The sequence below is a fragment of the Enterobacter cloacae complex sp. HYC033_NIDB genome, from assembly GCF_056673335.1.
The window spans coordinates 2,809,691-2,826,022 of sequence record NZ_CP115123.1 but is presented as its reverse complement, the minus strand read 5'-3'; the positions used below and the strand labels follow the sequence as shown (position 1 = coordinate 2,826,022).

The 16,332-nt window shown below is 58.5% G+C and carries 12 protein-coding genes; 8 read left to right on the top strand and 4 right to left on the bottom strand.

The annotated features are described in order from the left end of the window. Positions 1-4: 4 nt before the first annotated feature. The 3 genes from O1721_RS13600 to ppsA all read right to left on the bottom strand — a co-directional run bounded on the left by O1721_RS13600 (position 5) and on the right by ppsA (position 6,397). The gene (locus O1721_RS13600) at positions 5-2,380 is read right to left on the bottom strand and encodes a glycoside hydrolase family 3 N-terminal domain-containing protein (RefSeq protein WP_032648072.1); all 2,376 of its coding nucleotides are present in this window, start codon (positions 2,378-2,380) and stop codon (positions 5-7) included. Between the two features lie 3 nt (positions 2,381-2,383). Next, the gene (locus O1721_RS13595; protein ID WP_032648070.1) at positions 2,384-3,784 is read right to left on the bottom strand and encodes an MFS transporter; all 1,401 of its coding nucleotides are present in this window, start codon (positions 3,782-3,784) and stop codon (positions 2,384-2,386) included. Positions 3,785-4,018: 234 nt separating this feature from the next. Further along, entirely contained in the window at positions 4,019-6,397 is a 2,379-nt protein-coding gene (ppsA, locus tag O1721_RS13590; RefSeq protein WP_017384643.1) for a phosphoenolpyruvate synthase, read from the bottom strand. Between the two features lie 335 nt (positions 6,398-6,732). Between ppsA and ppsR the strand changes: the two genes are divergently transcribed. The 8 genes from ppsR to O1721_RS13550 all read left to right on the top strand — a co-directional run bounded on the left by ppsR (position 6,733) and on the right by O1721_RS13550 (position 14,863). After that, on the top strand, positions 6,733-7,566 hold the full coding sequence (gene ppsR, locus O1721_RS13585; protein WP_017384644.1) for a posphoenolpyruvate synthetase regulatory kinase/phosphorylase PpsR: 834 nt from the start codon (positions 6,733-6,735) through the stop codon (positions 7,564-7,566). A 150-nt stretch (positions 7,567-7,716) separates the two neighbouring features. After that, a complete protein-coding gene (gene aroH / locus O1721_RS13580; protein ID WP_032648068.1) occupies positions 7,717-8,763 on the top strand; it encodes a 3-deoxy-7-phosphoheptulonate synthase AroH in 1,047 nt (348 codons plus the stop codon). A 209-nt stretch (positions 8,764-8,972) separates the two neighbouring features. Further along, entirely contained in the window at positions 8,973-9,161 is a 189-nt protein-coding gene (gene hemP / locus O1721_RS13575) for a hemin uptake protein HemP (RefSeq protein ID WP_015570723.1), read from the top strand. Positions 9,162-9,237: 76 nt separating this feature from the next. After that, positions 9,238-11,220 carry a TonB-dependent hemoglobin/transferrin/lactoferrin family receptor gene (locus tag O1721_RS13570; protein WP_032619820.1) on the top strand — a complete coding sequence of 661 codons (1,983 nt, stop codon included), beginning with the start codon at positions 9,238-9,240 and terminating at the stop codon, positions 11,218-11,220. 35 nt (positions 11,221-11,255) lie between these two features. Beyond that, positions 11,256-12,284, top strand: a complete 1,029-nt coding sequence (gene chuS / locus O1721_RS13565; protein WP_032650010.1) for a hematinate-forming heme oxygenase ChuS — start codon at positions 11,256-11,258, stop codon at positions 12,282-12,284. Next, on the top strand, positions 12,281-13,099 hold the full coding sequence (locus tag O1721_RS13560) for a heme/hemin ABC transporter substrate-binding protein (protein ID WP_017384647.1): 819 nt from the start codon (positions 12,281-12,283) through the stop codon (positions 13,097-13,099). Before chuS ends, O1721_RS13560 begins: the two co-directional genes overlap by 4 nt. Then, positions 13,099-14,091: a FecCD family ABC transporter permease gene (locus O1721_RS13555; protein WP_032619823.1), complete on the top strand. Its 993-nt coding sequence runs from the start codon at positions 13,099-13,101 to the stop codon at positions 14,089-14,091. Before O1721_RS13560 ends, O1721_RS13555 begins: the two co-directional genes overlap by 1 nt. Then, positions 14,084-14,863: a heme ABC transporter ATP-binding protein gene (locus O1721_RS13550; protein ID WP_015570728.1), complete on the top strand. Its 780-nt coding sequence runs from the start codon at positions 14,084-14,086 to the stop codon at positions 14,861-14,863. Before O1721_RS13555 ends, O1721_RS13550 begins: the two co-directional genes overlap by 8 nt. Here O1721_RS13550 and selO read toward each other — a convergent pair. Next, positions 14,860-16,302: a protein adenylyltransferase SelO gene (selO, locus tag O1721_RS13545; RefSeq protein ID WP_032648064.1), complete on the bottom strand. Its 1,443-nt coding sequence runs from the start codon at positions 16,300-16,302 to the stop codon at positions 14,860-14,862. The two genes, O1721_RS13550 and selO, sit on opposite strands and share 4 nt — an antisense overlap. Positions 16,303-16,332 lie beyond the last annotated feature (30 nt).

The window sequence follows — 16,332 nt, the reverse complement described above, 5'->3', positions numbered from 1 at the left end:
CTTTTTACGCCCGTGTAATGTCACAGCGGCTGAGCATGCGCCATTCCCCCGCCAGCTCCCGCGTCTCCCCGGTTACCAGCACGTTCACCGCCTCGCGAATATCCGCCGAGGACGCGCCAACCTGTAGCTCAAATTCCCCTGGCTCGATAATCCGCTTCCCGTCCCGGCGGGTGAAATTAAACATCTCCACCGGCAGGGTAAAGGTCAGCGTGGCGGTTTCTCCCGGTGAAAGCGTAACGCGCTGGAACGCTTTCAGCTCCTGAAGCGGACGCACCTGCGTGGCGACCTTATCGCGTACGTACACCTGTACCACTTCGCTGCCGCTGCGCTCGCCGGTGTTGGTGATATCGACGCTTAACGCCACCTCTCCGTCGATCGGGACGCGGCTTTCCGCCAGGCGGGCCGCGCCCCAGCGAAACTGCGTCCAGCCGAGACCGTAACCGAACGGGTAAAGTGCGCCGAAATGGAACGCAAACGGCGTGCCGCCGCTTTTCAGCTTGTGGTTATAGTAGTACGGCATCGCCCCGGCGTTTTTCGGCACGCTCACTACCAGCCTGCCCTGCGGCTCCGCGCGGCCGGTTAAGACATCGGCAATCGCCCAGCCCCCTTCCTGCCCCGGCGCCCAGGCCATCATCAGCGCGGCCACCTTCTCTTCCAGCCCCTGAAGGTTATAAGGACGCCCACCCGTCATGACGACAATCACTGGCTTACCGGTTGCCACCAGCGCCTCCAGCAGCTGTTGCTGCACGCCCGGCAGATCCAGCGAATCGGTATCCGAACCTTCCCCCACGGTGCCGCTCTGGAATAGCCCGGCGAGGTCGCCCACGCAGGCCACCACCACGTCACTCTCTTTTGCCGCGCTCACGGCGTCGGGGATCAAATCCGTGCGTTGTGAAACCGGCGATTGCTGCATCGGCTTACCGCCGCTGTCGCCCGGGAACACCGGTGCGCCCGCCATCCGTTTTTCGATAATGTGACACCCTTTGGCGTAACGTATCTGTGATGCGCCAAGGTACTGTTCCAGCGCCGCGCGCGGGGTAGTCACCTGCGAGGTCTCTTCAACCATATCGCTGATAATCAGGTGAACCGGGAAGCTGTAGCCGCTCAGTAACGCCAGTGGATCGTCCGCCGTCGGCCCCACTACCGCTACACGGGGTTTTCCGCCGAGGGGCAAAATGCCGTTATTTTCCAGCAGCGTGATCGATTTTGTTGCCACCTCGCGCGCCACCTGCCGGGTCGCCTCATTCTGCAAATCGATACCTTCTTCGTCGGCGTACGGTTTTTCAAACAGCCCGAGACGGAATTTTTCACGTAGCACGCGCGCCACAATCTCATCCACTTTCGCCATTGAGATGAGCCCACGCTCTACCGCTTCCGCCAGATGACGCGCGCAGTCATCCTTCGGCAGTTCCACGTCCAGCCCGGCGTTAAACGCCAGCGCCGCCGATTGTGCTGGATCGTGAGAAATCCCGTGGTGTTGGTGCAGCAGGCTGACGCCGCCGTAATCCGCCACGATAATGCCGTCGAAGCCCCACTGTTCACGCAGCACGGTGGTGAGCAGAAAATGGTCGCTGTGCCCTGGCTGATTATCAATGTCGTGATAGGCTGGCATCACCGAACCGGCGTTGGCCAGCTTTACCGCCATCTCAAACGGCAGCAGGAAGGTATCGTTAAGCTCGCTGAAACCGAGATGGACCGGCGCATGATTGCGCGCCCCTTCGCTGAAGGAGTGGCCGACGTAATGTTTCAGGGTCGCCAGCAGATCGCGCTTATCGCCCTGCAACCCCTTCACGTACGCCGTCGCCATCACCCCTACCAGCCACGGATCTTCCCCAAAGGTCTCTTCCGTCCGTCCCCAGCGCACATCGCGCGAGACATCCAGCACCGGGGCCAGCCCCTGCTGGCACCCGACGGATCGGGCCTCTTTGCCAATCTGCTCCGCCGCCCGCTGCACCAGCGCCGGGTCCCAGGTAGAACCGTAGTTCAGCGACGACGGGAACAGCGTTGCATCTTTGCACAGCAGCCCTACCAGACACTCTTCATGAAACAGCGCCGGAATGCCGAGCCGGGTCTCCTCCATCATCATGCGTTGCAGGCGGTTGGCGGCACGCACGCCGGTTTTTGCATCAACAATGTGCGTGCCGAGCGGGCGGGTGATCTGCCCGACGCCCAGCTTCAGCCTTTCGCTGAGGGACGCCTGTTCACTCACGCCGGCGAATTCATCGCTCAGATCGCTGCGTTCGCGGTGGTTGCCGTGTTCATCAAGGATCAGCCAGTACGCGTGCATCTGGGCAAATTTCTCTTGCGGCGTCATACGCGCCAGTAAATCAGCGACACGCTCGTGTACGGAACGTCCCGCGTCCTTGTAGATCGCAGTCATGGTTTACTCCTGTAGTGCGGATTGGGTTGCCGGGCTGAGCTGCCCCGTATCGTTTCGACTATCGCGTTTGCTGGCCAGCTCGCGGGCGATGCTGTCCACCAGTCGGCTGTTAAGTTTGTAGATGGCAAGGAGCGCCACCATGCAGAGGAACAGCGCGCAGGGGATCAGGGTGAACAGGGCATTGATGGTTGCGAGAACGTGAGGCGCCTGGTTTGCCTGACCCGGCGCGTAATCCACCATGCCAAGCACCCAACCGACCACCGCCCCGCCCAGCGCCAGCCCAAATTTGATGGCAAACAGGGCGGTAGAAAAGACCAGCCCGTCAAGGCGGCGGCCGCTACGGTGTTCTTCGTAGTCCACCACATCGGAGAACATGGTCCATTGCAGCGGCGTGGTCAGGTTCTGAATAAAACTAAACACAATATTCAGACCGAATATCAGCCACACCTGTGAAGGCGGAATGAAGAAAATCAGCGCGCCAAAAATAACGAAAGAAATAATGGTCCACTGATAGGCACGCACCCGGTCAAATTTCCCCAGCAGACGTTCAGATAATAATGCGCCGCTTAAGGAGGCCACCATGCCGGAAACAATAAAGGCAAAAACCAGTTCCGGACGTAACAGAACATAGTTAACGTAATACATGGTCGCAGAGCCACGCGTCACGACGGCGGTTAACAGTAAAATATTAAACAGAAAAACAATTCGCCACTGGCTATTGGCGGCCAGCAGTTTTAAATCCGTCAGCATCGAGCCGGAGGTGTCATTGCGCGGCGAGTAACGCTCCCGGGTCATAAAGAAGCAGCAGAAGAATAAAACAATACCCAGCAGCCCCATCAGGCTCATGGCATAGAAATAGCCTTTTTGCACATTCCCCTGGCCTAATAATGAGACCAGCGGCAGCGCGATGACCGTTACAATCAACCCGCCGATAAACGACAGGCCAAAGCGCCAGGATTGCAGCGAGTGGCGTTCGCGCGGGTCGAGCGTCAGCGCACCGGGCATGGCACAGTATGGGACGTTAATCGCGGAATAGATTAGGCTCAGGATGGCATAGGTTACGCAGGCATAGACAATTTTTGCCGTCGCCCCGGCATCCGGGACGTAGAAGGTAATCAGGCAGCTCACGCCAAACGGAATGGCAAACCAGAGCAGCCAGGGACGAAAACGACCGTGGCGGGTCTGAGTGCGGTCCACCAGCGCGCCAATGCACGGGTCGACAAACGCATCGACCACGCGCACCACTAAAAACATGGTGCCCATAATGGCGGCAGGCAAACCGAATACGTCCGTATAGAAATAAGCGAGAAATAACGTTGCCGTTTGCCAGACCAGCGCGCTGGCCATATCGCCGAGGCCATAACCTATTTTATCTTTGGTACGTAACACAGAGGAGATTGTCATTGTTATTTGCCTTTTTATCAGGTTAAAACGTATTTCAACCAGTCGCGCATCATCCCGACGGATGTACGCGGTAAGGCTCAAGTATTAGCAACGCCCTGCCCGCTAACAATTGTCTAAATTAACAGATAAATTATGATATTTGGTTTTTTGCTTTATTTGTGATGGCGAGCATATTCGCAGGAAAATAAAAAAGGCAAGGACTGATATCCTCGCCTTTTTCAGGTTATGCAGGTTTTACTTGTTCAGCTCTGCCAGGCTCAGCCAGGTCTGCACCACGGTGTCCGGGTTCAGGGAGAGGCTATCAATCCCCTCATCCATCAGCCAGGCCGCAAAGTCTTCATGGTCAGAAGGACCCTGCCCGCAAATGCCGACATATTTACCCTGTTTCTTCGCCGCGCGGATGGCCATGGAGAGCAGCGCTTTCACCGCCTCGTTACGCTCATCGAACAACTCAGAGACGACGCCGGAGTCGCGGTCCAGGCCGAGCGCCAGCTGCGTCATGTCATTCGAGCCAATGGAGAAGCCATCGAAGTGCTCCAGGAACTGCTCGGCCAGCAGGGCGTTGGACGGAATTTCACACATCATGATGATCTTCAGCCCGTTCTCGCCGCGCTTCAGCCCCTGACGCGCCAGCTCATCAACCACCGCTTTCGCCTGATCCACAGTACGGACGAACGGGATCATGATTTCCACGTTGGTCAGCCCCATGTCATTGCGCACGCGTTTTACCGCCTCGCACTCCAGCGCGAAGCAGTCGCGGAAGCTTTCCGACACGTAGCGTCCGGCGCCGCGGAAGCCCAGCATCGGGTTCTCTTCTTCCGGCTCGTAGCGTTCACCGCCCACAAGGTTGGCGTATTCGTTGGACTTAAAGTCCGACAGACGCACGATCACGCGTTTCGGGTAGAAGGCCGCGCCGAGCGTGGCGATCCCTTCCGTCAGACGACCAACATAGAACTCTCTCGGCGAGTCGTAACCCTTCATCATCTCGCGGATTTCGTTTTGCAGTTTTGCGTCCTGGTCGTCGAACTCCAGCAGCGCACGCGGGTGCACCCCGATCATACGGTTAATAATAAATTCCAGACGCGCCAGGCCCACGCCTTCGTTCGGCAGGCAGGCGAAGTCAAACGCGCGGTCCGGGTTACCGACGTTCATCATGATCTTCAGCGGCAGGTCCGGCATGGTATCTACGCTGGAGCTTTTCACGCTGAAGTCGAGGATATCGGCATACACGTAGCCGGTATCGCCTTCGGCACAGGAGACCGTCACCTTCTGATCGTCCTTCATGCGCTCGGTGGCATCACCGCAGCCGACTACCGCCGGGATCCCCAGCTCACGGGCGATAATAGCCGCGTGGCAGGTACGGCCGCCGCGGTTGGTGACGATGGCAGCCGCTTTTTTCATGATCGGTTCCCAGTCCGGGTCGGTCATGTCGGTCACCAGCACGTCGCCGGGCTGAATGCGGTTCATCTCGCTGATATCGTGGATCACTTTCACCGGACCGGCACCGATGCGGTGACCAATTGCGCGGCCTTCCGCGACAATTTTGCCCTGCGCGTGCAGGGTATAGCGCTCCATGACCTGACCACGTGAACGGACGGTTTCCGGACGCGCCTGCACGATAAAAAGCTTGCCGGTGTGTCCGTCTTTCGCCCACTCGATGTCCATTGGACGGCCATAGTGTTTTTCAATCTGCACCGCCTGCTTCGCCAGCTCTTCCACTTCGGCGTCGGTCAGCGAGAAGCGATCCCGCTGCTCCTGCGGCACATCTTCAATGGTGACCTGCTTGCCATGCTCTTGCGTCGGAGCATAGATCATGCGGATTTTTTTCGAGCCCATGGTGCGGCGTACCACTGCCGGACGGTTAGCCGCCAGCGTAGGCTTGTGCACGTAGAATTCGTCAGGGTTCACCGCCCCCTGCACCACCATCTCGCCCAGACCCCACGCAGAGGTGATAAAGACCACCTGGTCGAAGCCGGATTCAGTGTCGATAGAGAACATCACGCCGGAAGAGCCTACGTCGGAGCGCACCATGCGCTGTACGCCTGCGGAGAGCGCGACGCCGCGATGGTCATAGCCCTGATGCACGCGATAGGAGATGGCGCGGTCGTTGAACAGGGAGGCGAAGACGTGCTTCACCGCCACCAGCACCGCGTCATAGCCCTGAACGTTCAGGAACGTTTCCTGCTGACCGGCGAAAGAGGCGTCCGGCATATCTTCCGCGGTGGCGGAAGAGCGCACGGCAAAGGAGGCCTGCGCGTCGTCAGCGGAGAGCTGGTTGTAGGCGTCATGGATGGCTTTTTCCAGTTCCGGCTGGAAAGGTGTGTCGATGATCCACTGGCGGATTTGCGCGCCGGCTTTGGCAAGCTCGGTGACATCATCAATATCCGTTTTATCCAGCAGGTCGTAAATGCGCTGGTTTACACCGCTCTGGTCTAAAAACAGGTTAAACGCATCGGCGGTTGTGGCAAACCCGTTAGGTACGGAGACACCCATACCGGACAGATTTGTAATCATTTCACCCAGGGAGGCATTTTTGCCCCCAACTCTGTCTACATCATTCATGCCGAGTTGGTTATACCAAAGCACCAGCGGTGACGAGCCATTGTTGGACATCGAAACAATCCTTTTGTGATATTTGATCGGAGTAAGAAACACCTGACTACGTATTTATACTGGCATATTTATTTCCGCTAAAAAAACGGTGAATCGTGTAAGCAATTTAAATTTTCAACTTTTCGGACAGTTTCCCGGCACTCGCTAACCCGATGATTCCTATAGATTCCGGCAAAAACCATAGAAATAAAGCCGCTATTCGAAAAATGAAATCCACTTTTCAGGAAAATCAAAAACACCATTTCATTTTAAATTCAGATAAGTTCTTTGCTGTGAAATTAACTTTTTTAATTTATGCTTTCAGGCAATTACGTACGCTATTCAGGGTGGATAAAATGGATAATGCTGTCGATCGCCACGTTTTTTATATTTCTGATGGGACGGCGATTACCGCCGAGGTGCTGGGACACGCGGTGATGTCGCAGTTTCCGGTATCGATAAACAGCATCACGTTGCCGTTCGTGGAAAATGAGAGCCGGGCCAAAGCGGTCAAGGACCAGATCGACGCCATTTACCAGCAGACCGGCGTTCGTCCGCTGGTGTTCTATTCCATTGTGATCCCTGAGATCCGCAACATCATTTTGCAAAGCGAGGGCTTCTGTCAGGACATCGTGCAGGCGCTGGTTGCTCCCTTGCAAAGCGAGCTGAAGCTCGATCCGACGCCGATCGCCCACCGTACCCACGGGTTGAACCCCGGCAACCTGACCAAATACGATGCGCGTATTGCCGCCATTGACTACACCCTGGCGCACGACGACGGGATCTCGCTACGCAATCTCGACCAGGCGCAGGTGATTTTGCTCGGCGTGTCGCGCTGCGGTAAAACCCCCACCAGCCTTTACCTGGCCATGCAGTTTGGCATTCGCGCCGCCAACTACCCCTTTATTGCCGATGATATGGATAACCTGGTGCTGCCCGCCGCGCTCAAGCCGCTCCAGCATAAGCTGTTTGGGCTGACCATCAACCCGGAACGACTGGCAGCGATCCGCGAAGAACGTCGCGAGAACAGCCGCTACGCCTCGATGCGCCAGTGCCGAATGGAAGTCTCCGAAGTCGAAGCGCTGTACCGGAAAAATCAAATTCCCTGGCTGAACAGTACCAACTATTCAGTAGAAGAAATTGCCACCAAGATCCTCGATATCATGGGGCTGAATCGCCGCATGTACTAATATGCTAGTACATTAATCCAGTTTCAGTTATTATCATGCCATCCTCGGGGCGACGTGCCCCGAACTTGAAATCAGCAGGGATTGGTTTAAGGTGATGGCCATCACTTCCCGGTAGTCTGCCGATGAAGCAAAAAATTTCTGAGACATTCCATGAACAAAACCGACGAACTGCGCACCGCGCGCATTGATAGCCTGGTCACACCGGCTGAACTGGCCCGGCTGCATCCCGTATCCGCCGAGGTGGCGGACCATGTGACGGCCTCCCGTCGCCGCATCGAAAAAATTCTCAATGGTGAAGACAAACGTCTTCTGGTGGTGATTGGCCCCTGCTCCATCCACGACCTCGACGCGGCAATGGATTATGCACAACGCCTTCAGACGCTGCGCGGCACGTATCAGGATCGCCTGGAGATCGTGATGCGTACCTACTTTGAAAAGCCGCGTACCGTCGTGGGCTGGAAAGGATTGATTTCCGATCCCGATCTGAACGGTAGCTACCGGGTGAATCACGGTATTACGCTGGCGCGCAAGCTGCTGTTACAGGTTAACGAGCTGGGCGTGCCAACTGCCACCGAATTTCTGGATATGGTGACCGGACAGTTTATTGCCGACCTCATTAGCTGGGGCGCGATTGGCGCACGTACCACCGAAAGCCAGATCCACCGTGAAATGGCGTCGGCGCTTTCCTGCCCGGTGGGCTTCAAAAACGGAACGGACGGCAATACCCGAATTGCCGTAGATGCCATCCGCGCGTCACGCGCCAGCCATATGTTCCTCTCCCCGGATAAAAACGGCCAGATGACCATCTACCAGACCAGCGGCAACCCGTTCGGACATATCATTATGCGTGGCGGTAAAAAACCGAATTACCATGCAGAAGATATTGCCGCCGCCTGCGAAACGCTGGCGGAATTTGACCTGCCGGAGCATCTGGTGGTGGATTTCAGCCACGGCAACTGTCAGAAACAGCACCGCCGCCAGCTGGACGTCTGCGAGGAAGTTTGCCAGCAGATCCGCAGCGGCTCGACCGCGGTGACCGGCATTATGGCGGAAAGCTTCATCAAGGAAGGTACACAGAAAATTGTTGCCGGACAGCAGATGGTGTACGGCCAGTCGATCACCGACCCGTGCCTGAGCTGGGAAGACAGCGAGCTGCTGCTGGAGAAGCTGGCTTCAGCCGTGGACACACGCTTTTAAAATCCTGCCGGGTGACGCTGCGCTTACCCGGCCTACGGTACGTGCCCTTCTCCCTCTCCCCGTGGGAGAGGGTCGGGGTGAGGGCATCAGACCGCACCTCTCCCCCAAATTTGATCCCGTCACACAATTTTCACAAAAACGCTTGCCGTGAATTTGCAGTTTATTGATAATGATTATCATTGTTACATTGATTGTTATTTATAAACATTATGTCACCTACCGATAACAGCGCGGCAACGCCAACAAAAACACACACAGCACCGTCCCCTGCTCCCACCGATCGCCGAATCGACAGCAAAAGCCTGTTGGGTGAGGAGGGACGGGTCATTATCGAGCATGACGGCCAGCACTACCTGCTGCGCCAGACCAATGCCGGAAAACTGATCCTGACTAAATAAACCAGACAACACATTCGCCAGCCACCCAGGTGATCCCCAGGCAGCCAGCGCTTTTCAATTCTTATGGAGAGTTGCTATGCCACACCTGCAATCCGCGTCTTTACGCCCGTCTCTTCTGGCGCTGGCGATTGTCAGCACCCTGCCGGGCGTTACGTTTGCCGCCGCAGACGAGATCACCGTCACCGCCACCGGCAATGCCCGCAGCGCCTTTGAAGCCCCCATGATGGTGAGCGTGATTGACGCCACCGCGCCGGAAAACCAGACCGCCAGCTCCGCCGCCGACCTGCTGCGCAAGGTGCCCGGTCTGACGCTGGATGGCACCGGGCGCACCAACGGTCAGGACGTTAACCTCCGGGGCTATGACCGCCGTGGCGTGCTGATACTGGTGGATGGCGTGCGCCAGGGCACTGATACCGGACACCTGAACAGCACGTTCCTCGATCCGGCGCTGATCAAACGTATTGAAGTAGTACGTGGTCCTTCCGCCTTGCTGTACGGCAGCGGCGCGCTGGGCGGCGTAATTTCGTATGACACCGTCGACGCCAACGATCTGCTGGATGCAGGTAAAAACAGCGGCTATCGCGTATTTGCTACCGGTGCAACGGGCGATCACAGCATCGGGATGGGTGCCAGCGCCTATGGCCGCACCGATACCCTGGACGGTCTGGTCTCCTGGTCCAGCCGCGATCGCGGCGACATTCGCCAGAGTGACGGCGCGAGGGCGCCAAATGACGAATCCATCAACAATATGCTGGCGAAAGGCAGCTGGAAAATCGATCCGGCGCAGACGCTGAGTGGCTCCCTGCGCTACTACAACAACGACGCGCAGGAGCCGAAAAATCCGCAGACCACGGATGCCAGCAGCAGTAACCCGATGACCGATCGTTCCACCATTCAGCGCGATGCACAGCTTGGCTACCGCATTGCGCCAGCCGGAAACGACTGGCTGAACGCCGATGCGAAAATTTACTGGTCCGAAGCGCGGATCAACGCCCAGAACATCGACGCCAGCGGCGAGTTCCGTAAGCAGACTACCAAAGGCGGCAAAGTGGAAAACCGCACCCGCCTGTTCAGCGACTCCTTCGCCTCGCACCTGCTGACCTACGGCGGGGAATACTATCGTCAGGAGCAACACCCTGGCGGCGCGACCACTGGCTTCCCGGACGCGAAAATCGACTTCAGCTCCGGCTGGTTGCAGGATGAGATCACCCTGCGCGACCTGCCGGTAACGCTTCTCGGCGGGACGCGTTACGACAACTACCGCGGCAGCAGCGACGGTTACGACGACGTGGATGCGGATAAGTGGTCATCACGCGCCGGGTTAACCGTGAGTCCAGCCGACTGGCTGATGCTGTTCGGCTCTTACGCCCAGGCCTTCCGTGCGCCAACGATGGGCGAGATGTATAACGACTCGAAGCACTTCTCTATCGGCAGCTTCTACACCAACTACTGGGTGCCGAACCCGAACCTGCGTCCGGAAACTAACGAAACCCAGGAGTTCGGTTTTGGGCTACGTTTTGACGATCTGCTGCTCGCCAACGACGCGCTGGAGTTCAAAGCCAGCTACTTCGACACCAAAGCGAAAGATTACATCTCCACTACCGTCGATTTTGCGGCGGCCACCACCATGTCCTATAACGTACCAAATGCCAAAATCTGGGGCTGGGACATGATGGCGACCTACGCGACCAGTCTGTTCAACCTGGACGTGGCCTACAACCGCACACGCGGGAAAGATACCGACACGGGCGAATACATCTCCAGCATCAACCCGGACACCGTCACCAGCAAGCTGGATATCCCCGTGGCGCAAAGCGGCTTCTCCGTGGGCTGGATCGGCACCTTCGTCGAACGTTCAACGCACATCAGCAGCAGCTACAGCGAGCAGCCTGGCTACGCAGTGAATGATTTCTACGTCAGCTATAAAGGTCAGCAGCAGTTCAAAGGCATCACCACCACCCTCGTGCTGGGGAACGCCTTCGACAAAGCCTACTGGTCACCACAGGGCATCCCGCAGGATGGCCGCAACGGCAAAATCTTCGTCAGTTATCAATGGTAATTCCCTTCGGGGCAACGATTCAGAAGGATAAGATTATGGGTCACTACACACGCTGGCTTGAGCTTAAAGAAGAACATCCGGGTAAGTACGCCCGTGATATCGCTGGATTAATGCACATCAGCGAAGCAGAGCTGGCATTTGCGCGCGTTGGACACGACGCCTGGCGGCTGCGCGGTGAAATCCGTGAGATTCTGGCAGCGCTGGAGTCGGTGGGGGAAACCAAATGCATCTGCCGTAACGAATACGCCGTTCACGAACAGGTCGGGGCGTTTACTAACCAGCACCTCGGCGGCCACGCCGGGCTGGTGCTGAATCCGCGCGCGCTGGATCTGCGTTTGTTCCTCAACCAGTGGGCGAGCGCGTTTCACATAAGTGAAACGACCTCCCGCGGCGAACGTCAGAGCATTCAGTTCTTCGATCATCAGGGCGACGCTTTACTGAAGGTCTACACCACGGATCGCACCGACGTTGCCGCCTGGGGCGACGTGCTGACCCGTTTTATCATTGCCGATAACCCCACTCTGGCACTGAAGGCTGTCGATGCCCCTGCGCATTCCGACGGTGCTGATGCAGGCTCGGTGGAGAAAGAGTGGCGCGCCATGACCGATGTGCATCAGTTCTTTAGCTTACTGAAGCGCCATAACCTGAGCCGCCAGCAGGCGTTTCGTCTGGTGAGTGACGATCTGGCCTGTAAGGTGGATAACAGCGCGCTGGCACAGCTGCTGGAGACGGCGCGACAAGACGGAAACGAAATCATGATCTTCGTCGGCAACCGCGGCTGCGTGCAGATCTTCACCGGTGTGGTGGAAAAACTGACGCCCATGAAGGGCTGGCTGAACATCTTCAACCCAACCTTTACCCTGCATCTGCTGGAGGAGACTATCGCCGAGACGTGGGTAACGCGCAAGCCTACGGCGGACGGACACGTTACCAGCCTGGAGCTGTTTGCTGCGGACGGCACTCAGATCGCCCAGCTCTACGGGCAGCGTACCGAAGGCGAGCCTGAGCAGAGCCAGTGGCGCCGCCAGATTGACGCCCTGACGCCAGAAGGGCTGGCCGCATGAAAAACTGGTTCGCCCTGCTCTGCGCCCTGCCGCTGGTCGCCGTCGCCGCGCCGGAGAGAATTGTCGCCCTCGGCGGCGACGTGACGGAGATCGTCTACGCCCTCGGCGCGGAGTCTTCTCTGGTTGCGCGCGACAGTACCAGCCAGTGGCCGCAGGCGACAAACGCGCTGCCTGACGTGGGGTATCTTCGCCAGCTGAATGCGGAGGGGATTTTGTCCGTACGCCCGACGCTGGTGCTGGCAAGCGACCAGGCGCAGCCCTCTCTGGCGCTGAAACAGGTTGAACAGAGCCACGTCCGGGTGGTTACCGTTCCCGGCACGCCTGACCTGCGCGCGATTGACGAAAAAGTACGGGTGATAGCTCAGGCGACGCATCATGAGGCGCAAGGGGAAACCCTGCGCAACTCGCTGCGTCAGGCGCTGGCGGCACTGCCCTCAACACCGCTCAACAAGCGGGTGCTGTTTATCCTCAGCCACGGCGGAATGACCGCAATGGCGGCCGGGCAACAGACCGGCGCGGATGCGGCAATACGCGCCGCCGGGTTGCAGAACGCCATGCAGGGCTTTACCCGCTATCAGCCGCTTTCCCAGGAGGGGGTGATGGCCAGCCAGCCGGATTTGGTGGTGATTTCGCAGGACGGCCTTAACGCGCTGGGCGGCGAAGAAAATCTGTGGAAACTGCCCGGCCTGGCGCAAACGCCAGCGGGACGAAGCAAGCAGGTGCTGGCTATTGATGACATGGCCCTGCTGGGCTTCAGCGTCCGCACGCCGAAAGCCATACAACAGCTGCGTGCCAGAGCGGAGCAACTGCCCTGATGTCCCGGCGCATCACGTTATCGTTATGGCTTCTGGCGGGGTTGCTTACCGTCATGACGTTCATGGCCACCGGTTTTGGGGCGTTACGCCTGCCGGTGAACGTGCTGTGGAGCGGCAGCGATGAGACGCTACGCCAGATCTGGCTTACCATCCGTCTGCCCCGCGTACTGCTGGCGCTGGTGATTGGCGGATCGCTGGCGCTCGCCGGCTGCGTCATGCAGGGGCTGTTCCGCAATCCACTGGCCGACCCGGGCCTGCTCGGGATCAGCAGCGGTGCGGCGCTGGCCGTCGCCCTGTGGGTGGTGCTCCCGCTCTCGCTGCCCGCGCTGGTGATGCTTTACGCCCCTATGCTGGCGGCATTTCTTGGGGCGCTGGCAGCCACTGGCGTGATCTTCCTGCTCAGCAAGCAGCGTGACCCCTCTCTGTCACGTCTGTTGCTGGTGGGTATCGCCATCAATGCCCTGTGCGGTGCGGCAGTGGGTGTGCTTTCGTGGGTCAGCAATGACGCCCAGCTGCGTCAGCTTTCACTCTGGGGAATGGGAAGTCTTGGTCAGGCACAGTGGTCAACGCTGCTCGCCGTGACCTCGCTGATGGTGCCTGCCGTTCTGGCGATCTGGCGTTGTGCCAGCGCATTAAATTTACTGCAACTGGGTGAAGAGGAAGCGCATTACCTTGGCGTGGACGTTGCCTTTGTACAGCGAATATTACTGTTATGCAGCGCCCTGCTGGTCGCTGCGGCTGTCGCCGTCAGCGGCGTGATTGGCTTTGTCGGACTCGTGGTGCCGCACCTGATGCGCATGTGGCTAGGCGCCGATCACCGGGCAACCCTCCCCGGCACGGTACTCGCGGGCGCTTTACTGCTGCTGGTGGCGGATACGGTCGCGCGCACCCTGGTCGCTCCGGCAGAAATGCCGGTCGGCCTGCTCACCAGTATCCTTGGCGCTCCCTGGTTCTTATGGCTCATTTTTCGTCGTGGAGAACAGCATGGCTGAACGTTATACGGCTGAAAATCTTACTTTTACCCGGTCTGGCCGCACGCTGACAGATAACGTTTCGCTGTCACTGTCGCAGGGAGAGCTGGTTACATTGATCGGCCCCAACGGCGCGGGGAAATCCACGCTGCTGCGGCTGCTGACCGGCTACCTGAAACCCGACAGCGGCGGCTGTTCGCTGGCGGGAAAAGCGCTGGATGAATGGCATCCGCAGACGCTGTCCCGCTATCGGGCAGTGATGCGCCAGCAGTCTCAGCCTGGATTTGACTGGCAGGTGGAGGAGATCGTTGGAATGGGGCGTGCGCCCTGGACGCGTCACCCGGAACCGTCGATTGTGCGTGAGGTGTTGCAGCTGACCGGTTGCCTGCCGCTGGCCGGCAGGCGTTATCATGCCCTCTCCGGCGGCGAGCAGCAGCGCGTCCAGCTCGCCCGCGCGCTGGCGCAGCTGTGGCGTGACGGAACGCCGCGCGGCTGGCTGTTTCTCGACGAACCCACTTCAGCGCTGGATCTCTACCACCAGCAGCATCTGCTGCGCCTGTTGAAATCGCTGACCCGTCAGGGCCATCTTCACGCCTGCGTGGTGCTGCACGATCTCAATCTTGCCGCATTATGGTCGGACCGGATCCTGCTGTTACACAACGGCAGGATTGTTTCTCAGGGCATACCGGAGACGGTTTTGCAGGCCGACGCGCTGGCACACTGGTACGGTGCGCAGGTGCACGTCGGCAGACATCCGGCGCACGCCGCACCGCAGGTTTTTCTCGCCCCTTAGCTTGAGCAGCTCACTTCCAGCCGCTTGCCCCAGTCCGGCGGGCGGCTGACATAGTCATCCTCCCGGTCGGCAAACGGCGTGCGCAGGGCGATATGCAGCCGATGCAGCTCGGTATAATCCCCCTGCTCTGCCTGCTCAATGGCCCGCTGCGCCAGCCAGTTGCGCAACACCATCGCCGGGTTAACCGCCTTCATCCGCGCCTGGCGGGTATCGTCATCAATCTGTTCCTGCTGTAAACGCGTCCGGTAAACGGCAAACCAGTCATCAAACGCCTGACGATCGATGAACTCGTCGCGCAGCGGTGACGCGGCGCTCTGCTGCGCGGTCTGGCTCAGCATACGGAAGGTTCGGGTATAGTCGCTGCCTTCACGCACCATGATGGCAAACAGCCCATTCAGCAGCGCGTTATCGCCTTTTTCCTGGGTCATCAGCCCCAGCTTGTTGCGCATTAACACACCATATTCCCGCAGCAGGATCTCCTGATAGCTGTCCAGCGCATCGTTCAGGGCATCGACGTCGATAAACGGCGACAGGCTTTGCGCAAGCCGCTGAAGGTTCCACAGCCCCACCGCAGGCTGGTTGTCGAAACGGTAACGCCCCTGATAGTCCGAATGATTACAGATGTAACCCGGCTGATAGTCATCAAGAAAGCCGTACGGACCGTAGTCAAACGTCAGCCCTAACAGGGACATGTTGTCGGTATTCATCACCCCGTGGGCAAAGCCGACGGCCTGCCAGCGGGCAATCATTGCGGCAGTGCGCGCGACAATATCACGGAACCAGAGAACATAGCGGTCCGGCTCGTTTTGCAGGTGCGGCCAGTGACGGCGAAGGGCGTAATCGGCAAGCTGGCGGACCTTATCCGGCTCGCGGCGATAGTAGAAGTGTTCAAAATGACCGAAACGCAGATGGCTTTCCGCCACGCGGATCAGCATCGCCCCCTGCTCCATCGTTTCCCGGGCCACCGGCGTGTCGCTGGTGACAATGGACAGCGCGCGTGAGGTGGGGATCCCCAGGGCATGCATCGCCTCGGAAGCCAGACCTTCACGGATGGTTGAACGCAGCACCGCGCGGCCATCCCCCATGCGTGAGTACGGGGTTAGCCCTGCCCCTTTCAGGTGCCAGTCGAGCGTTTCGCCATTCGGCAGAAGCTGTTCACCCAGCAGGATGCCGCGGCCATCGCCGAGCTGTCCCGCCCAGACGCCAAACTGATGTCCGCTGTAGACCTGAGCCAGCGGCTTCATGCCCGGGAGCAGCGTTTCGCCGCCCCAGACGCCGGCGCCTTTTTCTGGCTGAAAAAGCGTCGAAGGGATGCCAAGCGAATCCGCTAATGCATCGTTATGCCAGATAAGACGCGCGTTCTGTAATGGCGTTGGCTTAAGCGCGGTGTAAAAGCCGGGTAATTCATCGTGCCAGTGAGCAGTAAAAGACAGGGTCATAAGTCCTCCTGCTTTAAGTGTAGAGGGTTT

Coding starts and splice junctions, on each gene's coding strand:
- selO (WP_032648064.1), bottom strand. CDS start 16,302: ATGACCCTGTCTTTTACTGCTCACTGGCACGATGAATTACCCGGCTTT.
- O1721_RS13560 (WP_017384647.1), top strand. CDS start 12,281: ATGAAAAACTGGTTCGCCCTGCTCTGCGCCCTGCCGCTGGTCGCCGTC.
- O1721_RS13570 (WP_032619820.1), top strand. CDS start 9,238: ATGCCACACCTGCAATCCGCGTCTTTACGCCCGTCTCTTCTGGCGCTG.
- O1721_RS13555 (WP_032619823.1), top strand. CDS start 13,099: ATGTCCCGGCGCATCACGTTATCGTTATGGCTTCTGGCGGGGTTGCTT.
- ppsR (WP_017384644.1), top strand. CDS start 6,733: ATGGATAATGCTGTCGATCGCCACGTTTTTTATATTTCTGATGGGACG.
- aroH (WP_032648068.1), top strand. CDS start 7,717: ATGAACAAAACCGACGAACTGCGCACCGCGCGCATTGATAGCCTGGTC.
- O1721_RS13600 (WP_032648072.1), bottom strand. CDS start 2,380: ATGACTGCGATCTACAAGGACGCGGGACGTTCCGTACACGAGCGTGTC.
- hemP (WP_015570723.1), top strand. CDS start 8,973: ATGTCACCTACCGATAACAGCGCGGCAACGCCAACAAAAACACACACA.
- chuS (WP_032650010.1), top strand. CDS start 11,256: ATGGGTCACTACACACGCTGGCTTGAGCTTAAAGAAGAACATCCGGGT.
- O1721_RS13550 (WP_015570728.1), top strand. CDS start 14,084: ATGGCTGAACGTTATACGGCTGAAAATCTTACTTTTACCCGGTCTGGC.
- O1721_RS13595 (WP_032648070.1), bottom strand. CDS start 3,784: ATGACAATCTCCTCTGTGTTACGTACCAAAGATAAAATAGGTTATGGC.
- ppsA (WP_017384643.1), bottom strand. CDS start 6,397: ATGTCCAACAATGGCTCGTCACCGCTGGTGCTTTGGTATAACCAACTC.